The organism is Sulfitobacter sp. D7 (assembly GCF_003611275.1).
GTDB classification, from domain to species: Bacteria; Pseudomonadota; Alphaproteobacteria; order Rhodobacterales; family Rhodobacteraceae; genus Sulfitobacter; species Sulfitobacter profundi.
The window spans coordinates 289,017-314,734 of the sequence record NZ_CP020694.1; the positions used below are offsets into that span (position 1 = coordinate 289,017).

Genomic DNA, 25,718 nt, shown 5'->3' on the forward strand with positions numbered 1-25,718 from the left:
ATCAGTTGCCAAGGTTTCCAGCGGTGTTCACCAGCCCAAAGACCGATCCGACGAGGCCCAGAATGGTGCGCGTGTCCGACAGTGGGCTTTCGGTTGCAAGCACCAGATCGCCGGATTGAATGTGGAAATTCCGCGCCGAGAACAGCCCGTCAGATGTGGTCAAATCCAGTGTGAACACCACCCGCGTGCGGCGCGGGCCGCGCACCCCGGCGCTGACCGCGCTGGCGGGGTATTCGCGCAGGATCAAAATGCCCTCGGGGTCGGCGCGGGATTCGTTTACCCCACCGATGATCGCCAGCGCATCCAGAGCAGAGACCTCATCGCGGTTGAAGGGAAACTGTGCCTCCCTTCCGGCGGCACCCAGCGACAGGAAGTAACGGCGGTCATCCTCGATGATCAGTTTGTCGCCCCCGATCAGCCGGGTATCAAGGCTGGGGTTTTCGTAAAGCCGGTCGATCGACGTGGTATAGATGTTTGGGCCGCGCAGCAGTTTGACCTGCGGGTTTTCGATGCCGCTTTGCACCCCGCCACCAGCCGAGATCGCCGCCAGCACGGTAAAGTTATTGTCGGGCATCAGGATGTTGCCGGGGCTGCTCACGCCGCTCACCAGATCGACGGAGTTGCTGCGCCCTTCGGTCATGGCCAGTTGCACCTGTGCCGAGGGCACGATCGTCTCAAGCCGACGCTGAAGCAATTGCCGCGCTGAATCCGGGGTCCGGCCCGAGACCTGAACCTTGCCGATATAGGGCATGAAAATCGTCCCGCTCTCAGAAACGCGAATGCCGGACAGGGTGGCAACCTGTTGGCTTGGTGAAGTCAGCAGCGAGTTGTCGCTGCTGTCCCAAACCAGAATGTCCAGCCGATCACCGGGGCGGATGACTTGGGCGCTCGACCCTCGGCTGGCACCGATCCAGCCATGGCGTCTTTCGCCGGTGCGGGGCCACTGAGCAACACTGGGCAGAAAGGCACGGGTGACGGGATAAACGGCGATATCGGCATCCGGCGCGGCCGCTTCCTCTGTGACCTCTTTTTGGATGGCTGCACCACGCGGAAGGTTGCTGCATGCCGCCAGCGAGAAGGTCATCAGGGCCAAGAGGAACAGTTTGCTCAGGTGCTTCATGAGATGCGCAGTCGCTTTCTTGTGTTTCACCGGTAAACCGGGGTACTTGTGCCTGTATGCAGTGTTAATTGGCGGCTTGCAAAGGATGTTGTAAACCCGGCCCCCATCCGAAATTCTAGCCCCTCAGGATAGAGGCTGAACCTATGGCGTCAATGACTACGAAAGACAGCGCGGTTTCAAGCGGCCCGGCGGATTTTGACGGGGTTCTCTTGTTGGGCGCGACGGGGCGTTTGGGCAGCATGCTGCGCCGTCATTGGCCTGAACCGCAGGCTCTGCGCAGCCAGTCGCGGCAGCCTCGACCCGGATTTTACAATTTCGATCTGCCAGCAGCGGGAGAGGGGCCAAGTGATGCGGCGATATCCACCGCGCGTGGGGCGCGGGCGGTGATCGCTTTGGCCGGGGTGACCCCGGCCCGGGCGGGGGCCTGCGGCGCAGCGCTGGAGGATAACGTCACCCTCGCCCTCGCCGCGCTGAAACTGGCAGAGGCGGCGGCGGTCCCTCGGTTTTTTGTCGCCTCTTCGGCAGCGGTCTATGGCGCGCAAGACGGTCCCCTGCGAGAGGATATGCCCTGCGCTCCGCTTTCGGAGTACGGCAGGCAGAAGCTGGCGATGGAACAGGCGGTGCGAGAAGCGGGAGGCAAGACTGCCGTCACCGCGCTGCGGATCGGCAATGTGGTCGGCGCGGATGCGATCCTTGGCGGCTGGCAACCGGCAATGCAGATTGATCGCTTCCCCGATGGCGCCACGCCTAGCCGCAGCTATATCGGGCCGGTGACCTTGGCGCGGGTGCTCTGCACGCTCTGCCATGTGGACGACCTGCCGCCCGTTTTGAATATCGCGGCCCCCGGCGCGGTGCAAATGGGGGCGCTGCTCGATGCGGCGGGGCTGGCGTGGCAGCCCAAACCGGCCCCGGCCACCGCCATTCCTGAGGTGCGGCTGGATACGAATGCGCTTGAATGCCACGTCGATTTCACGCCAGAAACTCAAACGCCCGCCGGTATGGTACGTGAATGGCAGCAGGATATGAACAAACGATGAAGACCCTTCAATGACGTGGCGCAAGCGCATCTTCGATCTGTTCTTCGCCAGCCTGCTTGTCATCATCTTGGGGCCGATCCTGCTGGGGTTGCTGGTCTGGTTGCTGCTGAAAGAGGGGCGGCCGCTTTTTCATGTGGCCGAGCGGATGAAAACGCCTGAGCAGAGTTTCAACCTTTGGAAACTGCGTACGATGACCGTGGCAGAGAAGGATCAGGGCGTATCGGGCGGCAACAAAGCCGCGCGGATCACCCCCACCGGCGCATGGCTCAGGGCGCGGCGCTTGGATGAGTTTCCCCAGCTTTGGAATATCCTGCGCGGCGATCTAAGCTTTGTCGGCCCGCGTCCGCCGCTGCGCGAATATGTGGAGCGTTTTCCCGAGGTCTATGCCGAGGTTCTGAAATCCCGGCCCGGCGTGACCGGGTTGGCCACGATCCGGTTTCACAAACATGAAGAACGGCTGCTGTCGCGCTGCGAGACCCCGGAAGAGACCGACCGTGTCTATTGTCGTATCTGCGTCCCGCGCAAAGCCCAACTAGATCTGATTTATCAGCGCCATCAAAGCACATGTTACGACTTCGATTTGGTGTTTCAAACTATCAGCAACCTTTTTAGACGCAGATGAAGGTGGCGGTGGCCCGCGGCGTGACCGGGGGCAAATAGTTAAAAATTGGTGTTTTTTACAAAATCGTGGCATTGTTTGCTGAAAATTTAAGCGAATCCAGATTCGATTGATGACACATTGAGCGCTATTTACTGTTTTTCCGCTTGCTGGTGCTCAGAAAGAGCTCCATGGACGAAAGAGAGCTACTAATACGTTTCGGGCGCATCGCGGTCGCTAATATACACGTAGACAGGAGACGGCGCATGCTGAGCATCATCAAGTCGCTGACCAAACGGCAAAAGCGCGTGATCATGTTGGCGCTCGACTCCCTTTTAATCGTTGTCTCCACGATTGCCGCCTTGGCTGTGCGCGGGCTGCCTGAGCATCTTCTCGAAACACTCGCCAACTATGCCCCGGTATTACCTCTTACCCTGATTGTTGGTGTGCTCGTATCGATCCGCTTGGGGGTCTGTAGCACACAATTGAACGCCTATGAGACCGCAGCGGTCGGTAGCACCGCTATTTTGGGGACCACCCTGGCGGGCGTATCCCTGCTGGGCGCGTCCCTTCTGGGGCTGGATTTCCCGCTGGGCGTGCATATCATGTTCGGGGCGATCATTTTCTCTCTGGTGGTGCTGTCGCGGGTAATCTTGTTGCATATCGTGCTGCAAATCTACCGTACCGGCGACGCGCGCTGCCGTGTCCTGATTTATGGCGCGGGCACCACGGGGACACAGCTGGTCTCGGCGCTGCGCGGCCATGAAACGATTGAGCCTATTGCCTTTGTCGATGATAACATTGCGCTGCAAGGGCTCAACGTCTCAAAACTGCCGGTCTATTCCTCGCGCGGCATTGCTGAACTTGTCGTCGAGAAACAGATCGACCGCGTGTTGCTGGCCGTGCCCTCGCTAAGCACCCCAAAGCAGGCGCAGATCGCCCGACGGCTGGAGAAGCTGGGTCTGGAGGTGCAAACCCTTCCGTCCTTCGCGCAATTGATCGGGGAAGAGGCTTTGGTCGACAAGCTTTCCCCCGTTTCTCCGCGTCGGTTCCTGAACCGCGATGAAATCACCCCTTTGATCAACGAAGGCGGAGAGAGCTATGCCGGTAAGGTAGTTTTCGTCTCAGGTGCGGGCGGCTCCATCGGGTCGGAGCTTTGCCGTCAGGTTCTGCTTTGCCGGCCCACCAAACTGGTGCTCTTCGAACTGAGCGAACTGGCCCTCTACAACGCCGACATGGAGATCCGGCAGTTGGCCGAGGGCAGCGACATCGAAATCGTCTCGGTTCTGGGTACGGTCACGGATACCCGGCAGCTGCGCAAAGTGCTGTCGCAGCACGGGGTCAATGTGATCCTTCATGCCGCCGCCTATAAGCATGTCCCGCTGGTCGAGGCGAACCCGCTTTCGGGGCTGGTGAACAATGTTTTGGGCACACAGGCGCTGGCCGAGCAGGCCGCCCGCGCAGGCGTGGAGCGTTTCATTCTGGTATCGACCGACAAGGCCGTGCGACCGACAAATATCATGGGTGGGTCCAAGCGGCTTGCCGAACTCGTCATTCAGGATATGGCGCGCAAATATGGCGGCGAGGGCGGTGTCATCTTTTCGATGGTCCGTTTTGGCAATGTGTTGGGGTCGTCCGGGTCTGTCGTGCCGCTGTTTCAAGAGCAGGTTAGCCGCGGCGGCCCGTTGACGGTGACGGATCGGGGCGTGGCGCGCTACTTTATGACGGTGGAAGAGGCCGTGCGTCTGGTCTTGCAGGCTGGATCGCTGGCCCAAGGGGGCGAGGTCTTCGTTCTGGACATGGGCAAGCCCGTGCCCATCTTGAAACTTGCGCGGCAAGTGATTGAAACGGCCGGATACACCGTCCGGGACGAAGACAACCCCGATGGCGATATCGAGATCGAGATCACCGGCCTGCGCCCCGGCGAGAAGATGACAGAGGAGTTAACGCTGAGCGGTTTGCTCATCAACACGGCGCATCCCAAGATCTATTCTGCGCGGGAAAACGGATTGAACGAACTGGAAATCGCCTCGGTCCTGCGGGACTTGCGCGAAGCACTTGTTGCCAATGACGAAGATCTGGCCCGTCAGGTTGTCTACCGCTGGGTCGAAGGCTTCGCCCCGCCCGAGGCGCTGAGAAAATCCTCCTGACCGGACCGTCACATGTCGCGATATTGCCGCGGTCGCGGCGCGCGGCAAAACGGTGGCGGGACAGAGATTGATTTGCAGGGGCTGTCCGTGCCAAATCTAGCCAACAATATCGCAGGTAAGGGGCGCTTTGTGGATCAGCGGACGAAATTAGGAATGCGTAGGCTGAACCGTGGGCCGCTGGTGTCGATGCTCTTGGCGGGGGTGGCGCTGCCCGGTGTTGCGCTGGCTGATCCGACTTACGACATCTTTGAAACCCCCGAGCGTCCTTCGCTCAACTTTTACGGCTCGCCGGGGCTGGTCGATATGCCAACCGCCCATGCACTGCCGGATGGGCAGCTTGCCATCGGGGTCTCAAACTTTGCAGGCATGACGCGCACCACCTTGACCTTTCAGGCCACACCGCGCCTGTCGGCCAGCTTTCGCTACGTTGGAATTCGGGATTGGACCGATGTCGTTCCCGGGAATTTCGATACCTATCGCGACCGAAGTTTTGACCTGCGCTATATGCTGAAAAAGGAAGGCGCTTTCTGGCCTGCGATCACCGTAGGTTTGCAGGATTTCGCAGGCACTGGGATCTACGCGGGCGAATATGTCGTCGCGACCAAGACTTTCGACAACACGCTGCTGCCCGGGCGCGTCAAGGTGACCGGTGGTCTGGGCTGGGGGCGTCTGGGCAGCTACGGCAGCATCGGTGCGCCCTTTGGTGGCAACCGTGGCTCCTTTGTCGGAGGCAGCACGGGGGGCAAACCTTCGTTTGATCAATGGTTTCGCGGGTCGGCTGCGCCCTTCGCCGGGGTAGAGTGGGCGGTGAATGACCGTTGGACCCTCAAGGCGGAATACAGTTCCGACGCCTATGAGACCGAAGACGGCTCGCGCGAGATCTTTACCCGTAAATCGCAGTTCAACTTCGGCACCGAATACCAATATTCCGACGGGCTGCGGTTGGGGGCCTATTATCTCTATGGGTCCGAGATCGGGGTGAACCTGCAATACCAGTTGAACCCCCGCAAGCCGCTGACGCCGGTCAAGATTACCCCGGTCGCGCCGCTCAAGGTACGCCCCAGCCGCGCGACCTCTCCGGCGGCTTGGGATACGCAATGGGCCGCCAGCACCAACCAGCAGCGCAGCCTGCGCGATCAGGTGAAAGAGGTGCTAGATGCCAGCGGTCTTTCCCTCGTGGCGCTGACGCTTGATTCCGCCAAGGCCGAGTTGCGGTTGCGCAATGACCGGTATCAGGCCCCGGCGGTTGCTGTGGGGCGTGGTGCGCGCGCGCTGGCTTGGGTGCTGCCCGCCTCGGTTGAGACCTTCCGCATCGTCTTGGTCGAAGAGGGTTTGGCGCAATCCGCCGTGACCCTGCGCCGCTCTGACCTTGAGGCTTTGGAGTTTGACCCGCAGGCCGCCGACGCGCTGCTGGCGGTGGCGGGCATCGGTGAGGCCACTCCCCGGCTGCCCGGCGCGATGGAAAATGACGACCTCTACCCGGATTTCGCCTGGTCCATCGGCCCCTATCTGTCGCCCAGCTATTTCGACCCGGAAGAGCCGGTTCGCCTGGATGGCGGCGTGGAGGTCACGGCCAGCTATCGCCCCGCGCCGGGCTGGACCGTCGCAGGCGGTCTGAAGCACCGTCTTTTTGGCTCAGTGGGCGATAAGACGACGCCGAGCAATTCAAGGCTTCCGACCGTCCGCACCGAGGGGCCGCGCTATGCCCGCGAAGGCGAGACGATCATCGACAATGCCTATGTGAGCAAGCAATGGAAGCCCGGCAATGACCTCTATGCGCGGGTCACAGCAGGCTATCTTGAACGGATGTTCGGGGGCGTCTCGGCCGAATTGCTGTGGAAGCCTGTTAACAGCAATCTCGCTCTTGGGGTTGAGGCGAATTACGTGAAGCAGCGCGATTATGACGGTGCTCTGGGCTTTCTCGATTACAGCGTGGCGACGGGCCATGTTTCGGCCTATTACGCCTTTGGCGGCGGCTATCATGGTCAATTGGACGTGGGCCGCTATCTGGCCGGTGATGTCGGTGCGACCGTGACCCTGACGCGCGAATTTACCAACGGCTGGAAGGTCGGCGGCTTTTTCACCATCACGGATGTCTCGGCCGAAGAGTTTGGCGAGGGGTCTTTTGACAAGGGCATCAACCTGACGATCCCCATCGGTTGGTTCTTGGGCGAGCCGGACAAACGCAGCTTGTCTACCACGATCCGACCGATCCAGCGGGATGGCGGGGCGCGGCTTCAGGTGCCGGGCCGGCTTTATGAACAGGTGCGCAGTGGCCATCGCAATTCACTGGAAGATCAATGGTCGAGGGTCTGGGAATGAAGCATTTTGCAACCGGTCTTTTGTTGATCGCCAGCCTTACCTTGAGCGCCTGTGCGGGCGGAGGGCGCGAAGAGGAACGCAGCCCGCTGCTCAGCGCGGGCAGCACGTTGTTTAGCATTCTCAAAGACCGCACCGGGCCCGATGCGCCAGCCAAGGGGCGGGTGACAGTGACCCGCACGCTGCTGGATCAGACGCCCGGCGCGGTCATGCAGGTGGTGCCGGAAAACACCGGGCTGCAGGACTTTCTGAAACGTGTCGCTCGGCGGTCTGATGGCACGCCGGGGATGGTTGAGGTCTGGCAATCCACGGATCAGGCTCAGATCGTCCTGCGCGAAGGCGTGCTGGTCGGCACCAAGGGGCTTGGTGGCGATATGCGCTCGGCCCAAGCGCAAACGGTGATTGCGGCGCTGGACGGGCAGGGCGGCGGCGGCGAAAGGCTGATCACGCTGGCGCGGCTGGATGGCACTGCACAGACGGTGCCCTTTGCCTGCGACGTGACCCATCTGGGTCCGGAAACGATCCAGATCGTGGACCGTCGCCTGTCCGTGCGTCATTTTCGTGAGGACTGCGGTTATGGCGCAACGACCTTCAGCAATGACTATTGGGCCGAGGTCGGCACCGGCAAACTCCGCCGTTCGCGGCAATGGGCCGGGCCGCAATTCGGCTATATGGCGATCGACCTTCTGAAAGATTAAAATCCCTGCTTGGCGCTTGTGATCGCAGCCCGCGCGGGCCAATTTGGCGAGATGGATAAAACGCTTCTTTCCCTTGGGCATGGCTATAGCGCACGCGCATTGGCCGCCCGGTTGATCCCGCAGGGCTGGCGCATCATCGGCACCACGCGCAGCCCCGAAAAGCTTAAAGAGATTGCCGCGACGGGGGTGGAGCCGATGCTCTGGCCCGGCGACGATCTGAGCGCGCTTTTGCAAGAGGTGCCGAACCTGCTGGTCTCTGCCGGGCCGGGGCCGCAGGGCGATCCGGTTCTGCTGGAGTTGCAGGATCAGATCACCGCCGCCGCCCCGCATCTGCGGTGGGTGGGCTATCTGTCGACCACTGGCGTCTACGGCGACCACGGCGGCGATTGGGTGGATGAGACCACGCCGCTTGCCCCCTCTACCCGACGCGGCGCGGCGCGGGTGCAGGCCGAGGCGGCATGGGGCGCGATCCCCGATCTGCCGCTACATATCTTTCGGCTGGCGGGCATCTACGGCCCCGGACGCGGGCCATTTGCCAAGGTGCGCAAGGGCACGGCGCGGCGCATCATCAAGCAGGGCCAAGTCTTTTCGCGGATCCATGTGGAGGATATCGCTCAAGCGCTGGAATTGTCGTTGGCAAAACCGCAGCCGGGGGCGATCTACAACCTGTGCGACGACGACCCCGCTCCGCCCCAAGATGTGATCGGCCATGCCGCCGCGCTTTTGGGCCTGCCCTTACCCCCGGCGGTGAACTTCGACGAGGCCGAGATGACCCCCATGGCCCGCAGCTTTTATGCGGAGAGCAAGAAGGTCCGGAACGATCACGCCAAGGCGGCGTTGGGCTGGCAACCGATCTACCCTGATTATCGCTCGGGTCTGGCCGCGCTGCTGGGGGCGGATGACTGAACCCGTGGCACCGCCCGAGGCACCGAATGCGTCAAGACGAACACACGTTGGCCTATCTGCTGGACAGTATGGAGCGCGCGGCAGAGAAGGAGACGGTGTCGATCAACGATGTGCTGCATGAGATCGGCGACCGTTCCATCACACCGCTGATCCTGATTGTCGCCTTGCTGCTGGTCTCGCCCCTGTCGGGAATCCCCGGCGTCTCGACCCTAGCGGCGGTGACGATCATCCTTTTGGCGGTGCAGGCCGTTACCGGGCGGCGCAGGCTTTGGATGCCGCAGTTTTTGCTGCGGCGCGAAGTGGCGGGCCATCGGTTAAGCGGCTGCGTGCGCTTTTTGCGTCGTCCCTGCGCCTTTGTCGACGGGCGCTGCAAGCCGCGTCTTCAGTTCCTCACCACCGGTCCGATGCGTTTCATCACGCTTGTCGTGGTCACGATCATCCCGCTCGGCTGGCCCTTTATGGAGGTCTTGCCGATGATGTCGTCGCTCGGCGCTGGCACCGTGGCGTTACTGGTTTTCGGTCTTTTCACTCGCGACGGGCTGTTCGTGCTTTTGGGCTATCTCTGCGTGGCGATCACGCTGAGCGCGGGCGCCCTGCTGGTGTTGACCGCCGCCAGCAGCTAGGCGCGCTGCGCGTCCAGATCGCCGATACCGAGCACCTCAAGCACTTTGGCGATGATCTGTTCCGCGTTCATCCCGGCCACCGCATACATATCCGCCGGGCTGGCCTGATCAATGAAAGTATCGGGCAGCACCATGGAGCGGAATTTTAGCCCCTTATCAAAAACAGCCTCATCCGCCAGCAGTTGCGCCACATGGCTGCCAAAGCCGCCCACGGCACCCTCTTCGATGGTGATGAGCGCTTCGTGGTCTGCGGCCAGTTTCAGGATCATGTCGCGGTCCAGCGGCTTGGCAAAACGCGCATCGGCGATGGTGGGGGTGATGCCCTTGGCGCTAAGCTGCTCTGCGGCTTTCTCAACTTCTTCGAGCCGCGTGCCAAAGGACAAGAGCGCAACCTTGCTGCCTTCCCGGATCATCCGGCCCTTGCCGATTTCCAGTGGCGTGCCGCGCTCTGGCATCTCGACCCCGCGCCCCTCGCCGCGCGGATAGCGGAAGGCGATAGGGCCTTCGTCATGGGCGGCGGCGGTGGCGACCATATGGCGCAACTCGGCCTCGTCTGCGGCGGCCATCACCACGAAACCCGGCAGGTTGGCAAGGAAGGCCACGTCGAATGCGCCCGCGTGGGTCGGCCCATCAGCCCCCACCAGCCCGGCGCGGTCGATGGCGAAACGCACCGGCAGGCGCTGGATCGCGACGTCATGCACGACCTGATCGTAGCCGCGCTGCAAGAATGTTGAATACATGGCGCAGAAGGGCTTCATCCCCGCCGCCGCAAGCCCCGCGCAAAAGGTCACGCCATGCTGTTCGGCGATACCTACGTCGAAACAGCGGCTGGGGTAGCGTTCGGCAAAAAGATCAAGCCCGGTGCCATCGGGCATGGCGGCGGTCACGGCGCAGATCTTGTCATCCTCGGCGGCCTCGGCCAGCAGGCTGTCGGCGAAAACGCGGGTATAGCTCGGCGCGTTGGAGGGGGCTTTCTTTTGCTCGCCGGTCACCACGTTGAACTTTGCCGTGGCATGGCCCCGATCACGCGCGGCTTCGGCAGGGCCATAGCCCTTGCCCTTTTGCGTCTGGATATGGATCAGGATCGGCCCCGTCGCGCGTTGATGAACGGTGCGCAGCACGGGCAGCAACTGGTCCATGTCGTGCCCGTTGATCGGGCCGAGGTAGGAAAAGCCGAGGTTCTCGAACAGGGTGCCGCCGACGGCCATGCCCTTGAGCATATCCTTGGCGCGTTTGGCGCCTTCGCGGAACGGTTCGGGCAGCAGGCTCACCGCGCCTTTGGCGGCGGCTTTGAAGTCCTGAAACGGCGCTTCGGCATAGAGGCGGCTGAGGTAGCTCGACATTGCGCCGACGGGCGGGGCGATGGACATCTCGTTGTCGTTGAGGATGACGATCAACCGTTTTTTCAGGTCGCCCGCGTTGTTAAGCGCCTCATAGGCCATGCCCGCGCTCATCGCGCCGTCGCCGATCACGGCAATCGCGTCGCCCAATCCTTCGGGGATCACGCCACCCAGATCGCGGCCGACGGCAAAGCCGAGCGCGGCCGAGATCGAGGTCGAGCTATGCGCCGCGCCGAAGGGGTCATAGGGGGATTCGCTGCGTTTCGTGAAGCCCGACAGCCCGTCCTTCATCCGCAGGCTGCGAATACGGTCGCGGCGTTCGGTGAGGATTTTATGCGGGTAGCATTGGTGGCTGACGTCCCAGATGATTTTGTCGCGCGGGGTGTCAAAGACCGCATGCAGCGCCACGGTCAGCTCCACCACGCCAAGCCCTGCGCCCAAGTGTCCGCCGGTTTCCGACACGGCCGAGATCGTCTCGGCCCGCAACTCGCGCGCGACTTGGGTCAGTTCGGCATCGGACAGGCGTTTCAGGTCCGCAGGGCGGGTGACCTGATCAAGCAGGGGGGTGGCGGGTTTGTCACTCATCGGGGCCTCTCTGGTGCCGCATTGGCGCATGTGCCGCCCGGCTAGCTGTCGCGGGCAATAACGAAGGCGGCAGCGGCTCGCAAGCTCTGCGCCTCTGGTCCATATTCAGATAGAGCGTCACAGGCCATGTCCACCAATTCGGCGGCACGGGTTTTGGCCCCGGCCAGACCGAGGTGGGACACAAACGTGGCTTTGCCCGCCGCGTCGTCCTTGCCGACGGCCTTTCCGACCGTTTCAGCGTCGCCTTCGACGTCAAGGATGTCATCGGCGATCTGAAAGGCGAGGCCGAGGTGTTTGGCATAAGCGCCAAGGGCGGTGGCATCGGCCCGGGCCATCCGTGGCCCGGCCATGGCAGACCATTCGATCAATGCGCCGGTCTTACCGGCCTGAAGCGCCGTGATCTCGGCCAGCGAGAGCGGCGCGGAGGCGGTTTCGGCGGCGATGTCCAGCGCTTGGCCGCCGACCATGCCGCCCACACCTGCCGCTTGGGCAAGGCTGGTCATCAGGGTCAGACGCGCCTCTGCAGGGCAGGGCGCTTGCCCGAGCAATTCAAAGGCCAGCGTTTGCAGCGCATCCCCGGCCAGAACGGCGGTCGCCTCATCCCACTTGCGGTGCACCGTGGGCTGGCCCCGGCGCAGATCGTCGTCGTCCATACAGGGCAGATCGTCATGCACCAGCGAATAGGCATGCAGCGCCTCAATGGCCGCAGCGGCTGGGGCAGCCATACCGGGGGCGATGCCATGCAGCCGCGCAGATTCGATCACCAGAAAGCCGCGCAGCCCCTTGCCGCCGCCGCAGGCATAGCGCATCGCCTCGGCCACCGGGCCCTGGCGCTCGGCGAAGGCCGCTTCGATCTGCGCTTGCGCCAGATCACGGGCATGGGCAAGCGCCTCTGCCAAGGGAAGGGGGGTGGGCTGGAAGGTCATGCAGGCGGTCAAAGCCCTTCGACGGGTTTCAGCCCATTGGGGTTGCCATCGCCATCAAGAGTGATCGCGGCGACCTTTTCTTCGGCCTCTTTCAGCTTGGTCTCGCAGCGCGCCTTAAGCTTGGCCCCGCGTTCGTAAAGCGCAATGCTTTCGTCCAGCGCGACATTGCCATTTTCAAGTTGGCCCAGCACTTTTTCAAGCTCGGCCATGGCGGTCTCAAAGTTCATCTCTTCTACGGGTGTGTCAGACATTGCGCGCCTCGTTGGTCGGAATTTCGCGCGACAATAGTGCTTCGCGCCGGGCATTGCCAGCGGGCTGGCATTATGAATTTTACCTATGTGTTCTGCTAAAAGGGCCGGGTCAGTCCGGGGCCAGCATATAGCCCGCGCCGCGCACGGTTTGCAGGTATTGCGGCTGTTTCGGATCGCTTTCGATCTTGCGGCGCAGGCGGGTGATCTGAACATCAACCGCGCGTTCCTGCGCTTGGCCCCGGTCGCGGCCCAATTCTTCGACCAGTTTGGATCGGCTAAGCGCGACACCGGGCTGCGCGGCGAAAATCTTCATCAGCTGCACTTCGGTCGCGGTGAGACGTACCAGATCGTCGCCCTGCCACATTTCACCCCGCTCCATGTCATAGCGGATCACGCCGAGCGACAGCACTTTTGGCGCGGCGTCGGCGGCTGAGGTGTCGGGCATACGGCGCAGGATCGCGTTGATGCGCAGCAGCAGTTCTTTGGGTTCAAAAGGTTTGGGCAGGTAATCATCCGCCCCGGCCTCCAACCCTTCGATGCGGTTGTCGGTCTCGCCCTTGGCGGTCAGCAGCAAGATCGGCGTTTGCAGGGTTTCGCGCAGGGATCGGGTCAGCGCCATGCCGTCTTCGCCGGGCATCATCACGTCGAGCACGATCAGATCAAACTCTAGCCCCGCCAGCACCCGGCGCGCATGGGCCGCATCGCGGGCCGTGCTGACCAGAAAGCCGTTCCGCATCAAGAACTTTTTCAACAGGCTGCGGATGCGCTCATCGTCGTCGACAACCAACAGGTGCGCGTCAAGCTCGTTCATGGGGCGCTTTCGCGGAGCCGGTCAAAGCTCTGGCGCATTTCGGGATCCATCATGGCCTCCAATACCGTTCTGAAACCGGCCACGGCTTCGGGCCCGGCGGTGCGAAAGGCCAGCCGCATGCGCGCGCGCTGAGCATCGGAAAGCTCTTGTTCCAGCTTGCGACCATCGTCGGTCAGGAACAGATGCCGCTCGCGCTTGTCATTGCGGCCAACCTTGCTTTGCACCAGACCATCGGCGATCAGCGTGCGCAAGACACGGTTGAGCGATTGTTTCGTGACCCCGAGGATGTTGAGCAGGTTGTTCACCGTTGTGCCGGGGGCGCGGTTGATAAAGTGGATGGCGCGGTGATGTGCGCGGCCATAGGCCATATCGGCCAGAATCCTGTCGGGATCGGCAGTGAAGCCGCGATAGGCAAAGAACATCGCCTCAATCCCCTGCCGCAGTTGTTCGTCGGTCAAAAACAGCAGGCTGTCGCCGCTGCTAGGGGCCATCATGCGCCCGTCAGCCATAGTATGTCTCAATCTCTCTCGGGCTTGTTAAGGACCAGTTTACGTCAGCGTTGTTGACATTCCAATAGTGAAAGGCTATCGAATCCCGTGTTTTGCGCAATTAAATGTCTGCATATGCCGATTTTTGCGCAATTTTTGAAAAGATAGCGCGTCATTTGGGAGGTAAACACCATGGCAGGCGGATATGACAACCGAGATGGGTACATCTGGATGGATGGCAAAATGGTGGACTGGCGCGAGGCCAATGTCCACATCCTGACCCATGCGATGCACTATGCGTCTTCGGTGTTCGAGGGCGAGCGCGCCTATAACGGCAAGATTTTCAAAAGCCGCGAGCATTCCGAGCGCCTGAAGCGGTCGGCCGAAATGATCGATTTTGAGATCCCCTACACCATTGATGAGATCGAAGCCGCCAAGGCCGAAGTCCTCGCCGCCTCTGGCCTGCAAGACGCCTATGTGCGCGCGGTCGCATGGCGCGGTGTGGGCGAAGATATGGGTGTCGCCTCGGCCCGCAACCCGGTGCGCCTGGCCATCGCGGCATGGGAATGGGGTGCCTATTACGGTGACGCCAAGATGAAGGGCGCCAAGCTCGACATCTCCAAATGGAAGCGCCCCTCACCAGAGACGATCCCGAGCCACGCCAAGGCGGCAGGTCTCTATATGATCTGCACCATGTCCAAACACGCCGCCGAAGCGAAGGGCTGTTCGGACGCGATGATGTACGACTACCGCGGCTATGTGGCCGAGGCGACGGGCGCGAATATCTTCTTCGTCAAGGATGGCGAAGTGCACACGCCGACGCCCGATTGCTTCCTTAATGGCATCACCCGGCAGACCGTCATCGGCATGCTGAAGGACAAGGGGATTACAGTCCACGAGCGCCACATCATGCCCGAGGAACTCGAAGGTTTCGAGCAGTGCTGGCTGACCGGCACCGCCGCCGAAGTGACCCCGGTGGGCCAGATCGGCGACTGGAAATTCGAGGTGGGCGCGATCACGCGCGAAATCGCCTTGGACTATGAAAAGCTGGTGCGCAGCTAAACGCTGCCGCCGAACTTTGCCAAAGTTACCCCGCCGTCCTGCAAACCCTTGCGGACGGCGGTTGCGATTTGAACGGCCTCTGCCGTGTCGCCATGCAGGCAGATCGTGTCGATCCGCGTGGGGATGTGTTTCCCGCTTTCGGTGATGATCGCGCCGGCTTTGACCATCTCGACCATTCTGGCGGCGGCGTGATCGGCGTCATGGATCACCGCGCCCGGATTGCTGCGGTCGACCAGCGTGGCGTCGTCGTTATAGGCGCGGTCGGCAAAGATTTCTCCGGCCCATTTGCAGCCCAGTGATTTCACCGCTTTTTCCTGCGCCGTGGCGGCCAGCACCATGACGATGAGGTCAGGGGCCACGCTGAGCGCCGCTTCATAAAGATCACGGGCCAAGCCTTCATCTTCGGACGCCATATTCGCCAACGCGCCGTGCAGCTTCAGATGCCGCACCTCTGCGCCAACGCTGCGGGCCATGCCGACACTTGCCGCGACCTGATAGCGGATCTGGTTTTGCAGCGTGCCGCGCGGCACCGCCATGCGGTTGCGCCCGAAGCCCGCGAGATCCATGAAGCCCGGATGCGCGCCGATGCCGACGCCGTTTTCATGCGCCGTCCACATGGTTGCCGCCATGACATCGGCGTCACCCGCATGGCCGCCGCAAGCGATATTGGCCGAGGTCACGATGCGCAAAAGCGCCGCGTCGTCGCCCATCGTCCATGGGCCAAAGCTTTCGCCCATGTCGGCGTTCAGATCGACGGATGTCATGGCGTGTCCTTTTCGAATGGATCGGCGGTGGCCGAAACCACGCCAGAGATCAGTTGATAGCCCAGCAAATCACGGATGCGCGCGGGATCGCGCAACAGGGGCTGGCGGCGTTTGGGAAGGGCGGCGAGGTCGGCGCGGTGGCGTGTCTCGGCGGCGAGGGCTTCGTCGAGGTCGATGAACTCGAATTGCAGCGCCGCACCCGGCTGGGCCTGCGCCACTATTGGCAGATCGCAGGAGATCACGGTCCCAATACGGGGGTAGCCGCCAGTGGTCTGGCATTCGCACATCAGAACAAAGGGCGCGCCGTCACCTGTGATCTGGATGTCGCCGGGGGTGATGACTTCGGAGACGATGGTCAACTGCCCGCCGGTGGCGAAACCTTCGCCCTCGTGATCCATCCGTGCGCCCATGCGGTTGGCGCGCGGGTCACGGCGGAAGATGGTTTCGGTAAAGCGTGCGCGGGTTGCCTCATCAAAGGCGTCGGTCTGCATGGAAGCCACGATGCGCACACGCTCCGCGCCAAAGCGGTTCTCGCGGGGCAGGGTGAGGTTCGTCTCACCGCCCTTGTCCGCCCCCAGCGGCAGCGTCTCCCCGCTTTGCAGCAGCGCGCCAATGCCAGCGGCCAGATGGCTGGATCGGGACTCCATCACCGGCTCAATATCAAAGCCGCCGCCCACATGCAGGTAGCCATAAGCCCCATCCCGCGCGCCGCCGATGGTCAGCTTGGACCCCGCAGGCAGCAGGTGGCTGGCGTTCCATGCAATCGGCTCGCCGTCGATGCTTACTTGCATCTGCGCCCCGGTCAGCGCGATGCGGATGCCTACATCGGCTTGGAAACTGCCACCGCTGCCCGCCATCTCAAGCGCGGCAGAGTTCGGATCTTGCTCTAACAGGGCGGCCCCCTCGTGCAGGGCGGCCGGGTCCGCCGCGCCGCCATGGGTCAGGCCAAGGGCACGGTAGCCGGGGCGGCCAAGGTCTTGGACCGTCATCGCCGGGCCAGCTTGGAGGATGGTCAGCGTGCCGCTCATGTCAGCGCCTCCCGCTCGGCCCCGCCGGTGGGGTCATCGGCGATACGGTCGAACTCTTGCCGGGTGATGGATGGGAAAATCAGCTCATCGCCCGGCGACAGGGGGAAGGGCATGTCGCTGCCGGGGCGGAAGGTGCGAAAGGCGGTCTGGCCGATGTGCCGCCAGCCGGTGGGGGAGGCATTGGTGAAGATGATCAACTGCCGGATCGCCACGACCAGCGCGCCGGAGGGCACGGATTTTGTCAGCCCCTGCTGGCGCGGGATGTCCCAATGCGAGGGCAGTTCACCCATATAGGGCTGGCCGGGGGCAAAGCCGATGGTGAGGACGCGCACGCGAGCCTGCGACAGCTCGGCTATGGCCGCGTCGGGGTCGAGGCCCGCGGCCTCGGCGGCTTCCTCCAACTGCGGGGCGAGGTCGGTGCCATAGACGGTCGGCACATGCCACAGGCTGCGCCCGGCGGGCAGGGCTTCGGCGAACCAATCGCGGGTTTCGAGCAAGTCGCGCAGGCGGTCGGTCATCTGTGTGATGGCGTCTTGGCTGACCTCAAACTGCACGAAGGTTGATACCAGCGAGGTGCTGGTCTCGCGCACCTCGGGCCAGTCCTGTTCCTCGACCGCCGCGCGAAAGGCGAGGGCGGCGCGGTTGGCCGGTTCGGACATCTTCTCGGCGAAGGTGATCAACAGGCCAGAGAGACCGACGCTGCGGATGCGGGGCCAGTCAGTCATTGGAGAGCATCCTTTCGTAAAGGCGCGGCAGCAGCACCGGGGTCAGATACATCGGCAGTTGCCAGCAGCCGATAAAGATCATCAAGGGCGCCAGAACCTCGGGCGGGAGTGCGACGAGGAACAGCGCGATATTGCGGTTGCCCGCGCCGATCGCCAGTGGGCCAGCCACGGCATGCAGGGGGCCACGGCGCGTCAGAAGCAATGTGCCCGCCTGCAACAGATAGCTTAGGGCGAAGGCCAGCACCGTCCAGCCCGCCACCGCCCAAGGATCGCTCCGCAGCGCGGGGTTGAGTGCCGCCATGAGCCCGATGACGATGACCGAGAAGGCCAGCACCGACGCCCCGTCGAGCGCCTCGATCTGACGCGCTGAGGGGCGCGGCAAGAGGACATGGCGCAGGGCAAAGCCCAAGCCCGTCGCCCCAAGGATCACCGCCAACAGACGCAGCGCGGCTTGGGCCACGTCCGAGGCTGGTCCGAGTTGCGGCAGCAAGGCCAAGACCGGCAGTACCGTCAGCGGAAAAGCCGCGGTGCCCAGCACCATCAGTTGCATCATCCGCCCGGCGTCGAGCCGCAGCAACAGGGCAAGGTTGACGCTGCCCGTCAGCGCCGGGGCCGCGGCGGCCAGCGTCACCGCCAGTGCCGCAGGGGTCTGCCCCAGCCCGGCTAGCACGAAGCCCCCCAGCAGCAGCAGGGGCAGTGCCGTCTGCAATGCCAGTACCGAGGCCAATCCCCAAAGCAGATCCCGTACAGCCCCAAGGGCCGCGCGATGCCCGATCCTGAGCGCGGTGATCGTCAGCAGCGCGGCGACCATCTGCGGCAACCACTCGGCCAGCGCCGCCGCAAGGTTGGGTAGTCCCAGCCCCGCCAGCAGCCCCACGATCAGGCAGGCCCGCGCATGGCGCGAGGCCAGTCTGAGGATATGCAGCATGATGGATCACCCGCTGGCCGGGCCGCTGCGCAGGTTTTCAGGCAACCACGTCGCCACTTCGGGGAACCAGATCAGCACGAAAACCATGAAAACCATGATCGCAAACATCGGCAGCGCGGCCTTGGTGATATAGCCCATTTCGTGATCGGTCATGCCTTGCAGCACGAAAAGGTTAAAGCCAATCGGCGGGGTGATCTGCGCCATCTCAACCACGACCACAACGAAGATGCCGAACCAGATCAGGTCGATGCCTGCGCCGCGCACCATCGGCTCCACCACGGCCATGGTCAGCACGACCGAGGAAATCCCGTCGAGGAACATGCCCAGCACGATATAGAAGACCAAAAGCGCCATCAGCAGCTCAAACCGTGACAGCTCCATCGCCGCAATCCCGTCGGCCAAGGCACGGGGCAGGCCGGTGAACCCCATCGACAGTTTCAGGAACGCCGCGCCCGCAAGGATCAGCGCGATCATGGCGGAGGTGCGCATCGCGCCCATCAGGCTTTCGCGGAAGCTGTGCCAGTTCAGCGAGCCTTGGAACAGCGCCAGCGTCAGGGAGCCGATCACGCCGATCGCGGCGGCTTCGGTCGCCGTGGCAAAGCCGAGGTACATGGAGCCGATCACGACCGAGATCAGCGCAAAGACCGGCAGCAGGAAGCGCGAGTTGCGCAGCTTGTCGGCAAAGCTCATGTCGGTCTCGATATCGGGGTTCCAGTCTTTCGACAGCTTACTGGTGATCGCGACATAGCCCATGAACATCAGCGCCAGCAGCAGGCCGGGCATGACGCCGGCAAAGAAGAGCTTGGTGATGCTTTCGTTCACCGTCACCCCGTAGACGATCAGCGCCAGCGAGGGCGGGATCATCAGGCCCAGTGTCGCGGCCCCGGCCAGCGTGCCGATGATCATCTTCTCAGGATAGTTGCGCGCCCGAAGTTCGGGGATCGACATTTTGCCCACGGTCGTCAGCGTCGCGGCGGAAGAGCCGGAGACGGCGGCAAACACGGTACAGCCCACGATATTGGTATGCACCAACCCGCCCGGCAGTTTCGCGAGCCACGGCGACAGCCCGCGAAACATGTCTTGCGACAATCGCGTGCGGTAAAGGATTTCGCCCATCCAGACAAAGAGCGGCAGCGCGGTCAGGGTCCAGCTAGAGGAGCTGGCCCAGATGGTGGTGATCATCGCGTCGCCGACGGGGCGGGTGGTGAAAAGCTCCATCCCGACCCAAGCCACGCCCATCAGGGCGAGCCCGACCCAAACACCGGTGCCGAGGAGGAAAAAGAGGACGATCAGGAACAGGGCAATGGCATAGATCTCGGTCATGGCGTCATTCCCCGAAGCTTTGATCGACTAGGTCACGGGTGACGCGGTGGTCGCCCTTGAAGATGAGATGCAAAAGGTTGTCCGTCAGCGCGATGGCGAGGATGCCGCCGCCGATGACCATGACAGATTGCGGTATCCAAAGCGCGGTGGCATCTTGGTCTTGGCTGACCTCGTTGAACTTCCACGACCAGTAGACGAACCAATAGGCGTAATAGGTGAAGTACCACGCGACCGCCGCCGCCACGGCGAAACACCAGATATCAAGCAGCCGCTTCCCGCCCGTGCTCAGCGCATTGAGCAGGATCGACACGCGGATATGCGAGCCGCGGTTCAGCGCATTGGCAAAGGCGAGGAAGCTTGCCCCGGCCATGGCATAGCCCGCATAGCTGGCCGCGCCCGGAAAGACATTGCCGGTCCAGCGGGCGACCATCTGGGCCACGATCAAGGTGAGGATGGCCACCAGACAGAGCGCCGCCAGCGCCCCCGCCCCGATGTAAAGTCCGTCCAATAGTCTGCGCAGCGCCTTCATCTGGCTCTCCCTCAGTCAAGTCATGCCCCGGCATGAGAACGGCGGCCCGAATAACGGACCGCCGCAGGTTTCGTGATTATTGCATCGCCTTATAGTCGTCGACGATCGCCTGACCGTCTTCGCCCGCGGCTTCGAGCCATTCTTGCGTCATGGTCTCACCCACTTCGCGCAGGCCGGACATCAGCTCTTCGCTGGCAGGCTCCACGTTCATGCCGCCTTCGCGCAGCCCGTCATAGGTGAACTGGGTGTAGTCCTTGGAGGCTTGCAGGCCACGTTCTTCGGCCTCGGTGGCGCAGGTGGTGATCGCCTCTTTGTTGGCGTCCGTGACTTCGGCCCAGACATCGGCGTTCACCATCACGTAGTTGCGCGGCAGCCAAGCGTCGACCTCGTAGAAATGCGTCAGGCTTTCCCAGACCTTCTGGTCATAGCCGGTGGCCCCCGACGAGATCATCGATTCCGCAACGCCCGTGGCGAAGGCTTGGCTGACTTCGGCGGCTTCGATGGTGACGGGCGACATGCCGGTCAGTTCGGCCAAACGCGCGGTGGTGTTGTTGTAGGAGCGAAACTTGACGCCCTTCATATCCTCGACCGAGCCGACTTCTTTCTTGAAGTAGAGCCCTTGAGGTGGCCATGGCACGTTATAAAGCAGGACGAGGTTCTGCTCTTCCAGCACGGCTTCGACTTTGGGCTTGGCGGCTTCCCAGAGCTTCGCGCTCGCCTCGAAAGAAGGCGCGAGGAAGGGGATGGAGTCAAAGCCGAAGACCGCGTTCTCGTTCTGGTGGCCAGAGAGCAGACGCTCCCCGATCTGAACCTGACCGGTCTGGATCGCGCGTTTGATGTCGGCCCCAGCGAAAAGTGCGCCGCCCGGATGCACAGTGATCTCAATCTCGCCGCCGGTGGCTTCGGTCACGCATTCGGCGAATTGCATGCCGTTCTCGGAATGGAAGTTCGAGGCCGAATAGGCCATCGGCATGTCCCATTTCTCGGCCGCGAAGGCGGGCATGGCGGTGCCGAGTGTCAGGGCGGTCATCGCCGCGCCGGCCATCAGTCTTGCTGTCAGTGTCATTTGGTTTCTCCCTTGTTTATTTGCGTGCGCGCTTGGCGTTATCTGTCAAAGCGCTGGGGGTGATACGGGGTTAGATCCGTGTTTGGCGGCTGCCCCGTGATCAATCCGGCGATCAGTCGGCCCGTTTTCGGCCCGCCCGTCAACCCGATGTGGTGATGCCCGAAGGCGGTATAGACCCGGCTCGTCCCGATCTGCCCGATCAGGGGCAGCGAGTCGCTGGGGGCGGGTCGGTGCCCCAGCCATTCGATCTCTTCCTCGGCGGTGAGGTTGGGAAAGGCGGCCTTGGCCTGACGGCGCAGCAGCGCCAGTGGCGCTTTGGATGCGCCCGCCTTCAGCCCGCCGAATTCGACGATCCCGGCGCAGCGCAGCCCCTCGGCCATCGGCGTGGCCACGAATTTGCCCGCTGCCATCATGGTGGGGCGCGACGGGCCGCCCTCAGCATCCTTGAAGACGATGTGGTAGCCGCGTTCGGACTCCAGCGGCACATTGATCCCAAGCTTGCGCATCAGCGGTTTCGACCAGACGCCGGTGGCCAGCAGCACGTCGTCGCAGGGCAGCGGGCCTTGGTCGGTTAGGACCGAAGTGACCTCTTCATCGAGGATCGTGATGTCCTCAACCTCGGCCCGTTTAATAGTGCCGCCCATCCCCTCAAACGCCTTGGCCAGCGCCCGGACATAGCCGCCGGGGTCGGCGATGAAACCGTGGTCGGCCAACCGGGCGACGCAGGTGATCTGCGGGCCGTAAGCTGGGTCGAATTCCTGCACCGCGTTGCCTTCGATGATCTCTGGCACAAAGCCCGCCTCGTGGCGCAGCGCCCAAGTGTAGCTCTCGGCTTCGAAGGCAGCGCGGCTGGTATAAGCAAAGCAGTAGTCACTGTCGTGAACCCAATCCTCCAGCCCCAAATCGGCGCAGAGGGCTTTGTGCTGGGCCACGCTGTCGCTGACGATAGGCGCGAGCCCGGCTGATATGCGGCGCGTGTCGGCATCATTGGCGTGGGCCATGTAGCGGCGCAGCCACGGCAGCAGGCGGGGCAGATAGGGCCAGCGCAGGAACAGCGGGAACTCGGGGTCGCGCAGCATGCCGGGCGATTTCCGCATCAGGCCCGGCCCGGTCACCGGCGCAACGCCCGCCGCCGCCAGCACGCCACCATTGCCATGCGAGGTGCCGCGCCCCGGCTCAGACCGGTCCAGCAGCGTCACCTCGGCCCCGGCGCGGCGCAGCCAGATTGCGGCAGAGACGCCGACAATCCCGGCACCGATAACGACAACATGCTGGCTCATGGGTGGCGGCTTTCGATTTCGCGTTGGGTCATGGCTTGTTTCCTTTGGGGCATCTTTACACAAAAAATCACCACGTCAACAAAATGCTGATAAAATGTCATCGTCATGGTTTTGCTTGTCTCCCGCTGCCCGCAAAGGCACCCTGCGCCCAAACGGAGGGCATATGGCGAACGAGACAGGCGCGCGGCTGGGGATACTGATGCTCGACACGCGCTTCCCCCGCATTCTGGGCGATGTCGGCAATGCGGGGAGTTGGTCGTTTCCGGTGCGCTATGCTGTTGTGCCGGGGGCCACGCCCGAAGCCATCGTTTGCGATGATATCGAACCCTTTGTGCAGGCATTCATCGCGGTGGGGCGGGACTTGGTCGCCGAAGGCTGCTCCGGCATCGCCACCACCTGCGGGTTCTTGGCCCTGATCCGGCCCCGTCTGGCCGAGGCGTTGGACGTGCCCGTTGCGGCCTCGGCGTTAGAGCAGGCCGGGCAGATCGCGGCTTGCCTGCCGCCCGGGCGCAGGGTGGGGATTTTAACGATCTCTGCCGCCACGCTTTCGCCCGCCCATCTGCGCGCGGCGGGCGTGCCCGAAGGCAGCCCGGTGATGGGGTTGGAAGGCAGCAGTTTCGCCCGGACGATCCTTGGCAATTTGCCCGACCTTGAAGTGCCGCAGGCGCGGGCCGAGATGGTGCAGGCGGCGCAGCAGTTGGTGGAGGCCCAGGCAGATGTCGGCGCGATCCTGTTGGAGTGCACTAATATGGTGCCATACGCCCCCGACATCGCGGCGGCGACCGGGCGGCCCGTGCATTCGATCCACAGTTATCTCAACTGGTTTCACGCAGGGTTGCTGCCGCCCCGTTTCGCCTAAAGCGGCGCGCGCAGCCAGCCGTCGACAAAGCGAACTTTGTTCACCCCGGCGAGGGGCAGGAGCCGGTGCACTTCCGCCTCAAACGCCGCCTGCCGCCCCTTGCCCCAGCGGATGCCACGCTCGGGCCACAGCGCAGTGATGCGCAGCTCATCCGCGTCTCGATGCGCTTTCATATCAACGCGGCCCACCAGCCGGTCGCCCTGTAGCAAGGGGAAAACATAGTAGCCGTATCTACGCTGCGCCTCGGGCACGAAGACCTCGATCCGGTAGTCAAACCCGAAAAGCCGTGCCGCGCGTTTGCGGTCGCGCAGGGCCGGGTCGAAGGGGCTGAGCACGCGCAGACGTTTGGGCGGGTCGCGGGTGAGGGCGGGGTCTTCGGCCCAACCGGGGCGGACAAAGGCAGGGCGCAGGCTGCCATCGGCGGCCTCGATATCGATCTCCTCCAACCGCCCGGCGGCCTGTTCGGCCGCGCACCATCCGCGCGCCACGGCGGGAGAGATATGGGCCCAAAAGGCGGCCAATTCCCCCGCCGTGGCAAAGCCCAAACGCGCCAGCGCCTGATCGCAGCACCAGTCGATTGTCTGCCCCGTGCCGGGAGCATTGGCCGGATCGTGCAGCACGGCAGGCACCGCCCGTTCGGTCAGATCATAGCGCTTGCGAAACCCCTCGCGTCCGGTCACCGCCAGCGCGCCGCTGCGCCACAGATACTCCAGCGCGGTTTTCGACGGATGCCACTGCCACCAGCCTCCGCTGCTGCGCGGCTCGTCCCGGCCCACATCCGATGAGGTTACGCTGCCCTCCGCCCGGACCTGCGCCAGCACGTTTTGCATCTGCGCTTCGAAATCATGGCGCTGCCAGTCCTTCCAACGGCCCAGCAGCTTTGCCGCATCGCGGGTGCGGCGCAGGTGCCACTGGGGGTAGAATTCCATCGGGATGACGGCGGCGTCATGGGTCCAATGCTCAAACAGCGCGCGGTCTTTTTCATAGAGCCGTTTCAGGGCGGCGGGGCGATACCGAGGACGCCGTGCAAAGAGGATCAGATCATGCGCCCGCGCCACGGTATTGATGCTGTCGAGCTGCACAAACCCCAAGTCATGGATCAACTTGAGCAGTGCCGCGCCCTTGGCCGGGCCCTGCGGCGGGTCGGACAGCAGGTGACGCGCCAAAAACAACCGCCGCGCGGCGGCATTGGCGAGCCTTGGGCGGCTCACCCCTGACGGCGGCGGCGCAGGGTGTCGCCCAGCGACAGCGTCGGGGTCAGGGTGATCTGGGTCTGCATTTCCGGGTCCGGCTCGGGCTGGGTCTGGTTGAGGATGATCCGCGCCGCTGCCTGACCGATCTCGTTCCGGCAGGCATCCATCGTCGCCAATTGACGCGGCAAACCTTGCAACAGTTCGACGTTGTTGAACCCCGCCAAACCGATCTGACCGGGGATATCGATGCCTTGATCGATCAGATGCAACAGCCCGCCTGCGCCAATCATGTCATTGGAGTAATACAGGAAATCGAGGTCGGGTGAGCGTTCCAACATTTCTTGCGTCATCTCACGACCCTTGGCCAGCGCGGAGCCGCCGGAGTAAAAGGCGCGGTCTTCGATCTCCACCCCTGCCTTAGCGAGCCCTTCGGTGAAACCTTCGAACCGTTTGCGGGCGCGGTGATCCAGCGGCATTTTCGTGCCCATGAAACCGATCCGCTCATAGCCTTCGCGCAGGATCGCCTGCGCCATCTCGCGCCCCGCGCGACGGTGCGAAATACCCACCATCGCATCGACGGGTTTGCCGTCGGTGTCCATGATCTCGACCACCGGAATGCCGGCGTTGCGCAGCATGGCGCGGGTGGCGTCGGAATGTTCCAGCCCCGCGATGATCACCCCCGAAGGCCGCCACGAGAGCATCTCATAGAGCACCCGCTCTTCCTTCTCGGGGAGGTAGTCCGTCACCCCCACGACCGGCTGCAGCGGGGTGTCTTCGAGCACCTGATTGATGCCGTTCAGGACTTCGGGAAACACCATATTGCCCAGTGACGGGATCACCACCGCCACAAGGTTCACGCGCTGGCTGGCCAGCGATCCGGCGATCTGGTTGGGCACATAGCCAAGCGCCTTGGCGGCGGCGAGAACACGGTTGCGGGTGGCCTCTGACACGTCGCCGCGTTTGCGCAGGACACGGCTGACCGTCATCTCGGAAACGCCACAAGCATCGGACACATCGCGTAGGGTCAACGGGCGTTTGGGGGGTGTGGTCAATTTGGTTTTCCTGTTTGTCTCACCCATAGGTAGCGCGAAGCGGGACGCGCGATCAAG

Annotated in this window: 25 protein-coding genes; 9 read left to right on the top strand and 16 right to left on the bottom strand. The window is 63.1% G+C overall.

From position 1 onward, the window contains the following. Position 1 precedes the first annotated feature (1 nt). Entirely contained in the window at positions 2-1,120 is a 1,119-nt protein-coding gene (locus tag B5M07_RS01340; protein ID WP_120349913.1) for a polysaccharide biosynthesis/export family protein, read from the bottom strand. Between the two features lie 143 nt (positions 1,121-1,263). On the opposite strand from B5M07_RS01340, the gene B5M07_RS01345 reads away from it, so the two are divergent. The 7 genes from B5M07_RS01345 to B5M07_RS01375 all read left to right on the top strand — a co-directional run bounded on the left by B5M07_RS01345 (position 1,264) and on the right by B5M07_RS01375 (position 9,451). Next, positions 1,264-2,157: an NAD-dependent epimerase/dehydratase family protein gene (locus B5M07_RS01345; RefSeq protein WP_120349914.1), complete on the top strand. Its 894-nt coding sequence runs from the start codon at positions 1,264-1,266 to the stop codon at positions 2,155-2,157. A gap of 10 nt (positions 2,158-2,167) precedes the next feature. Next, the gene (locus tag B5M07_RS01350; RefSeq protein WP_067942490.1) at positions 2,168-2,779 is read left to right on the top strand and encodes a sugar transferase; all 612 of its coding nucleotides are present in this window, start codon (positions 2,168-2,170) and stop codon (positions 2,777-2,779) included. 242 nt (positions 2,780-3,021) lie between these two features. Continuing rightward, positions 3,022-4,905, top strand: a complete 1,884-nt coding sequence (locus tag B5M07_RS01355) for a polysaccharide biosynthesis protein (RefSeq protein WP_120349915.1) — start codon at positions 3,022-3,024, stop codon at positions 4,903-4,905. 153 nt (positions 4,906-5,058) lie between these two features. Further along, positions 5,059-7,227, top strand: a complete 2,169-nt coding sequence (locus B5M07_RS01360) for a YjbH domain-containing protein (protein WP_254693944.1) — start codon at positions 5,059-5,061, stop codon at positions 7,225-7,227. Beyond that, positions 7,224-7,922 (top strand): YjbF family lipoprotein, encoded by a 699-nt coding sequence (locus tag B5M07_RS01365; RefSeq protein WP_162931781.1) that lies wholly within the window; start codon positions 7,224-7,226, stop codon positions 7,920-7,922. The genes B5M07_RS01360 and B5M07_RS01365 overlap by 4 nt, the downstream gene beginning before the upstream one ends. A gap of 51 nt (positions 7,923-7,973) precedes the next feature. Continuing rightward, positions 7,974-8,828: an SDR family oxidoreductase gene (locus tag B5M07_RS01370; protein WP_120352116.1), complete on the top strand. Its 855-nt coding sequence runs from the start codon at positions 7,974-7,976 to the stop codon at positions 8,826-8,828. A gap of 26 nt (positions 8,829-8,854) precedes the next feature. Further along, the gene (locus tag B5M07_RS01375) at positions 8,855-9,451 is read left to right on the top strand and encodes an exopolysaccharide biosynthesis protein (protein WP_120349917.1); all 597 of its coding nucleotides are present in this window, start codon (positions 8,855-8,857) and stop codon (positions 9,449-9,451) included. Here B5M07_RS01375 and dxs read toward each other — a convergent pair. The 5 genes from dxs to B5M07_RS01400 form a co-directional block, all read right to left on the bottom strand. Continuing rightward, complete coding sequence (dxs, locus tag B5M07_RS01380; RefSeq protein ID WP_120349918.1) at positions 9,448-11,376, bottom strand: 1-deoxy-D-xylulose-5-phosphate synthase; 1,929 nt, start codon at positions 11,374-11,376, stop codon at positions 9,448-9,450. The genes B5M07_RS01375 and dxs overlap by 4 nt on opposite strands. A 41-nt stretch (positions 11,377-11,417) precedes the next feature. After that, positions 11,418-12,302 (bottom strand): polyprenyl synthetase family protein, encoded by an 885-nt coding sequence (locus B5M07_RS01385; protein ID WP_120349919.1) that lies wholly within the window; start codon positions 12,300-12,302, stop codon positions 11,418-11,420. A gap of 8 nt (positions 12,303-12,310) precedes the next feature. Further along, positions 12,311-12,553 (bottom strand): exodeoxyribonuclease VII small subunit, encoded by a 243-nt coding sequence (locus B5M07_RS01390; protein WP_067264990.1) that lies wholly within the window; start codon positions 12,551-12,553, stop codon positions 12,311-12,313. 109 nt (positions 12,554-12,662) lie between these two features. After that, on the bottom strand, positions 12,663-13,364 hold the full coding sequence (locus tag B5M07_RS01395; protein ID WP_067628577.1) for a response regulator: 702 nt from the start codon (positions 13,362-13,364) through the stop codon (positions 12,663-12,665). Beyond that, complete coding sequence (locus B5M07_RS01400; RefSeq protein ID WP_120349920.1) at positions 13,361-13,873, bottom strand: MarR family winged helix-turn-helix transcriptional regulator; 513 nt, start codon at positions 13,871-13,873, stop codon at positions 13,361-13,363. The genes B5M07_RS01395 and B5M07_RS01400 overlap by 4 nt, the downstream gene beginning before the upstream one ends. A gap of 171 nt (positions 13,874-14,044) precedes the next feature. Here B5M07_RS01400 and B5M07_RS01405 point away from each other — a divergent pair, with 171 nt between their 5' ends. Beyond that, positions 14,045-14,914, top strand: coding sequence for a branched-chain amino acid aminotransferase (locus B5M07_RS01405; RefSeq protein ID WP_120349921.1), 870 nt, complete (start codon positions 14,045-14,047; stop codon positions 14,912-14,914). Here the strand turns inward: B5M07_RS01405 and B5M07_RS01410 are convergent. The 8 genes from B5M07_RS01410 to B5M07_RS01445 form a co-directional block, all read right to left on the bottom strand. Beyond that, positions 14,911-15,678: a LamB/YcsF family protein gene (locus B5M07_RS01410; protein WP_120349922.1), complete on the bottom strand. Its 768-nt coding sequence runs from the start codon at positions 15,676-15,678 to the stop codon at positions 14,911-14,913. The two genes, B5M07_RS01405 and B5M07_RS01410, sit on opposite strands and share 4 nt — an antisense overlap. Beyond that, complete coding sequence (locus B5M07_RS01415) at positions 15,675-16,706, bottom strand: biotin-dependent carboxyltransferase family protein (RefSeq protein WP_120349923.1); 1,032 nt, start codon at positions 16,704-16,706, stop codon at positions 15,675-15,677. Before B5M07_RS01415 ends, B5M07_RS01410 begins: the two co-directional genes overlap by 4 nt. Further along, positions 16,703-17,431 carry a 5-oxoprolinase subunit B family protein gene (locus B5M07_RS01420; protein WP_120349924.1) on the bottom strand — a complete coding sequence of 243 codons (729 nt, stop codon included), beginning with the start codon at positions 17,429-17,431 and terminating at the stop codon, positions 16,703-16,705. The genes B5M07_RS01415 and B5M07_RS01420 overlap by 4 nt, the downstream gene beginning before the upstream one ends. Then, positions 17,424-18,359 carry a hypothetical protein gene (locus tag B5M07_RS01425; RefSeq protein ID WP_162931782.1) on the bottom strand — a complete coding sequence of 312 codons (936 nt, stop codon included), beginning with the start codon at positions 18,357-18,359 and terminating at the stop codon, positions 17,424-17,426. The genes B5M07_RS01420 and B5M07_RS01425 overlap by 8 nt, the downstream gene beginning before the upstream one ends. A gap of 6 nt (positions 18,360-18,365) precedes the next feature. Then, a complete protein-coding gene (locus B5M07_RS01430; protein ID WP_120349925.1) occupies positions 18,366-19,682 on the bottom strand; it encodes a TRAP transporter large permease in 1,317 nt (438 codons plus the stop codon). A 4-nt stretch (positions 19,683-19,686) separates the two neighbouring features. After that, a complete protein-coding gene (locus B5M07_RS01435) occupies positions 19,687-20,211 on the bottom strand; it encodes a TRAP transporter small permease (protein WP_067631297.1) in 525 nt (174 codons plus the stop codon). 76 nt (positions 20,212-20,287) lie between these two features. Continuing rightward, positions 20,288-21,277 carry a TRAP transporter substrate-binding protein gene (locus B5M07_RS01440; protein ID WP_120349926.1) on the bottom strand — a complete coding sequence of 330 codons (990 nt, stop codon included), beginning with the start codon at positions 21,275-21,277 and terminating at the stop codon, positions 20,288-20,290. Between the two features lie 38 nt (positions 21,278-21,315). Then, entirely contained in the window at positions 21,316-22,557 is a 1,242-nt protein-coding gene (locus tag B5M07_RS01445) for an NAD(P)/FAD-dependent oxidoreductase (protein ID WP_120349927.1), read from the bottom strand. A 163-nt stretch (positions 22,558-22,720) separates the two neighbouring features. Here B5M07_RS01445 and B5M07_RS01450 point away from each other — a divergent pair, with 163 nt between their 5' ends. Then, on the top strand, positions 22,721-23,416 hold the full coding sequence (locus B5M07_RS01450) for an aspartate/glutamate racemase family protein (protein ID WP_120349928.1): 696 nt from the start codon (positions 22,721-22,723) through the stop codon (positions 23,414-23,416). Here B5M07_RS01450 and B5M07_RS01455 read toward each other — a convergent pair. Continuing rightward, a complete protein-coding gene (locus tag B5M07_RS01455; protein WP_120349929.1) occupies positions 23,413-24,627 on the bottom strand; it encodes a winged helix-turn-helix domain-containing protein in 1,215 nt (404 codons plus the stop codon). The two genes, B5M07_RS01450 and B5M07_RS01455, sit on opposite strands and share 4 nt — an antisense overlap. Continuing rightward, the gene (locus B5M07_RS01460; protein ID WP_120349930.1) at positions 24,624-25,661 is read right to left on the bottom strand and encodes a LacI family DNA-binding transcriptional regulator; all 1,038 of its coding nucleotides are present in this window, start codon (positions 25,659-25,661) and stop codon (positions 24,624-24,626) included. Before B5M07_RS01460 ends, B5M07_RS01455 begins: the two co-directional genes overlap by 4 nt. Positions 25,662-25,718: the final 57 nt, after the last annotated feature.

Excerpts from the sequence above, each read along its gene's own strand:
- B5M07_RS01350 (WP_067942490.1), top strand. The coding sequence starts at position 2,168 with ATGACGTGGCGCAAGCGCATCTTCGATCTGTTCTTCGCCAGCCTGCTT.
- B5M07_RS01405 (WP_120349921.1), top strand. The coding sequence starts at position 14,045 with ATGGCAGGCGGATATGACAACCGAGATGGGTACATCTGGATGGATGGC.
- B5M07_RS01390 (WP_067264990.1), bottom strand. The coding sequence starts at position 12,553 with ATGTCTGACACACCCGTAGAAGAGATGAACTTTGAGACCGCCATGGCC.
- B5M07_RS01435 (WP_067631297.1), bottom strand. The coding sequence starts at position 20,211 with ATGAAGGCGCTGCGCAGACTATTGGACGGACTTTACATCGGGGCGGGG.
- B5M07_RS01395 (WP_067628577.1), bottom strand. The coding sequence starts at position 13,364 with ATGAACGAGCTTGACGCGCACCTGTTGGTTGTCGACGACGATGAGCGC.
- B5M07_RS01400 (WP_120349920.1), bottom strand. The coding sequence starts at position 13,873 with ATGGCTGACGGGCGCATGATGGCCCCTAGCAGCGGCGACAGCCTGCTG.
- B5M07_RS01430 (WP_120349925.1), bottom strand. The coding sequence starts at position 19,682 with ATGACCGAGATCTATGCCATTGCCCTGTTCCTGATCGTCCTCTTTTTC.
- dxs (WP_120349918.1), bottom strand. The coding sequence starts at position 11,376 with ATGAGTGACAAACCCGCCACCCCCCTGCTTGATCAGGTCACCCGCCCT.
- B5M07_RS01445 (WP_120349927.1), bottom strand. The coding sequence starts at position 22,557 with ATGAGCCAGCATGTTGTCGTTATCGGTGCCGGGATTGTCGGCGTCTCT.
- B5M07_RS01375 (WP_120349917.1), top strand. The coding sequence starts at position 8,855 with ATGCGTCAAGACGAACACACGTTGGCCTATCTGCTGGACAGTATGGAG.
- B5M07_RS01360 (WP_254693944.1), top strand. The coding sequence starts at position 5,059 with ATGCGTAGGCTGAACCGTGGGCCGCTGGTGTCGATGCTCTTGGCGGGG.
- B5M07_RS01440 (WP_120349926.1), bottom strand. The coding sequence starts at position 21,277 with ATGACACTGACAGCAAGACTGATGGCCGGCGCGGCGATGACCGCCCTG.
- B5M07_RS01450 (WP_120349928.1), top strand. The coding sequence starts at position 22,721 with ATGGCGAACGAGACAGGCGCGCGGCTGGGGATACTGATGCTCGACACG.
- B5M07_RS01420 (WP_120349924.1), bottom strand. The coding sequence starts at position 17,431 with ATGACTGACTGGCCCCGCATCCGCAGCGTCGGTCTCTCTGGCCTGTTG.
- B5M07_RS01355 (WP_120349915.1), top strand. The coding sequence starts at position 3,022 with ATGCTGAGCATCATCAAGTCGCTGACCAAACGGCAAAAGCGCGTGATC.
- B5M07_RS01385 (WP_120349919.1), bottom strand. The coding sequence starts at position 12,302 with ATGACCTTCCAGCCCACCCCCCTTCCCTTGGCAGAGGCGCTTGCCCAT.
- B5M07_RS01340 (WP_120349913.1), bottom strand. The coding sequence starts at position 1,120 with ATGAAGCACCTGAGCAAACTGTTCCTCTTGGCCCTGATGACCTTCTCG.
- B5M07_RS01370 (WP_120352116.1), top strand. The coding sequence starts at position 7,974 with ATGGATAAAACGCTTCTTTCCCTTGGGCATGGCTATAGCGCACGCGCA.
- B5M07_RS01410 (WP_120349922.1), bottom strand. The coding sequence starts at position 15,678 with ATGACATCCGTCGATCTGAACGCCGACATGGGCGAAAGCTTTGGCCCA.
- B5M07_RS01365 (WP_162931781.1), top strand. The coding sequence starts at position 7,224 with ATGAAGCATTTTGCAACCGGTCTTTTGTTGATCGCCAGCCTTACCTTG.
- B5M07_RS01345 (WP_120349914.1), top strand. The coding sequence starts at position 1,264 with ATGGCGTCAATGACTACGAAAGACAGCGCGGTTTCAAGCGGCCCGGCG.
- B5M07_RS01415 (WP_120349923.1), bottom strand. The coding sequence starts at position 16,706 with ATGAGCGGCACGCTGACCATCCTCCAAGCTGGCCCGGCGATGACGGTC.
- B5M07_RS01425 (WP_162931782.1), bottom strand. The coding sequence starts at position 18,359 with ATGCTGCATATCCTCAGACTGGCCTCGCGCCATGCGCGGGCCTGCCTG.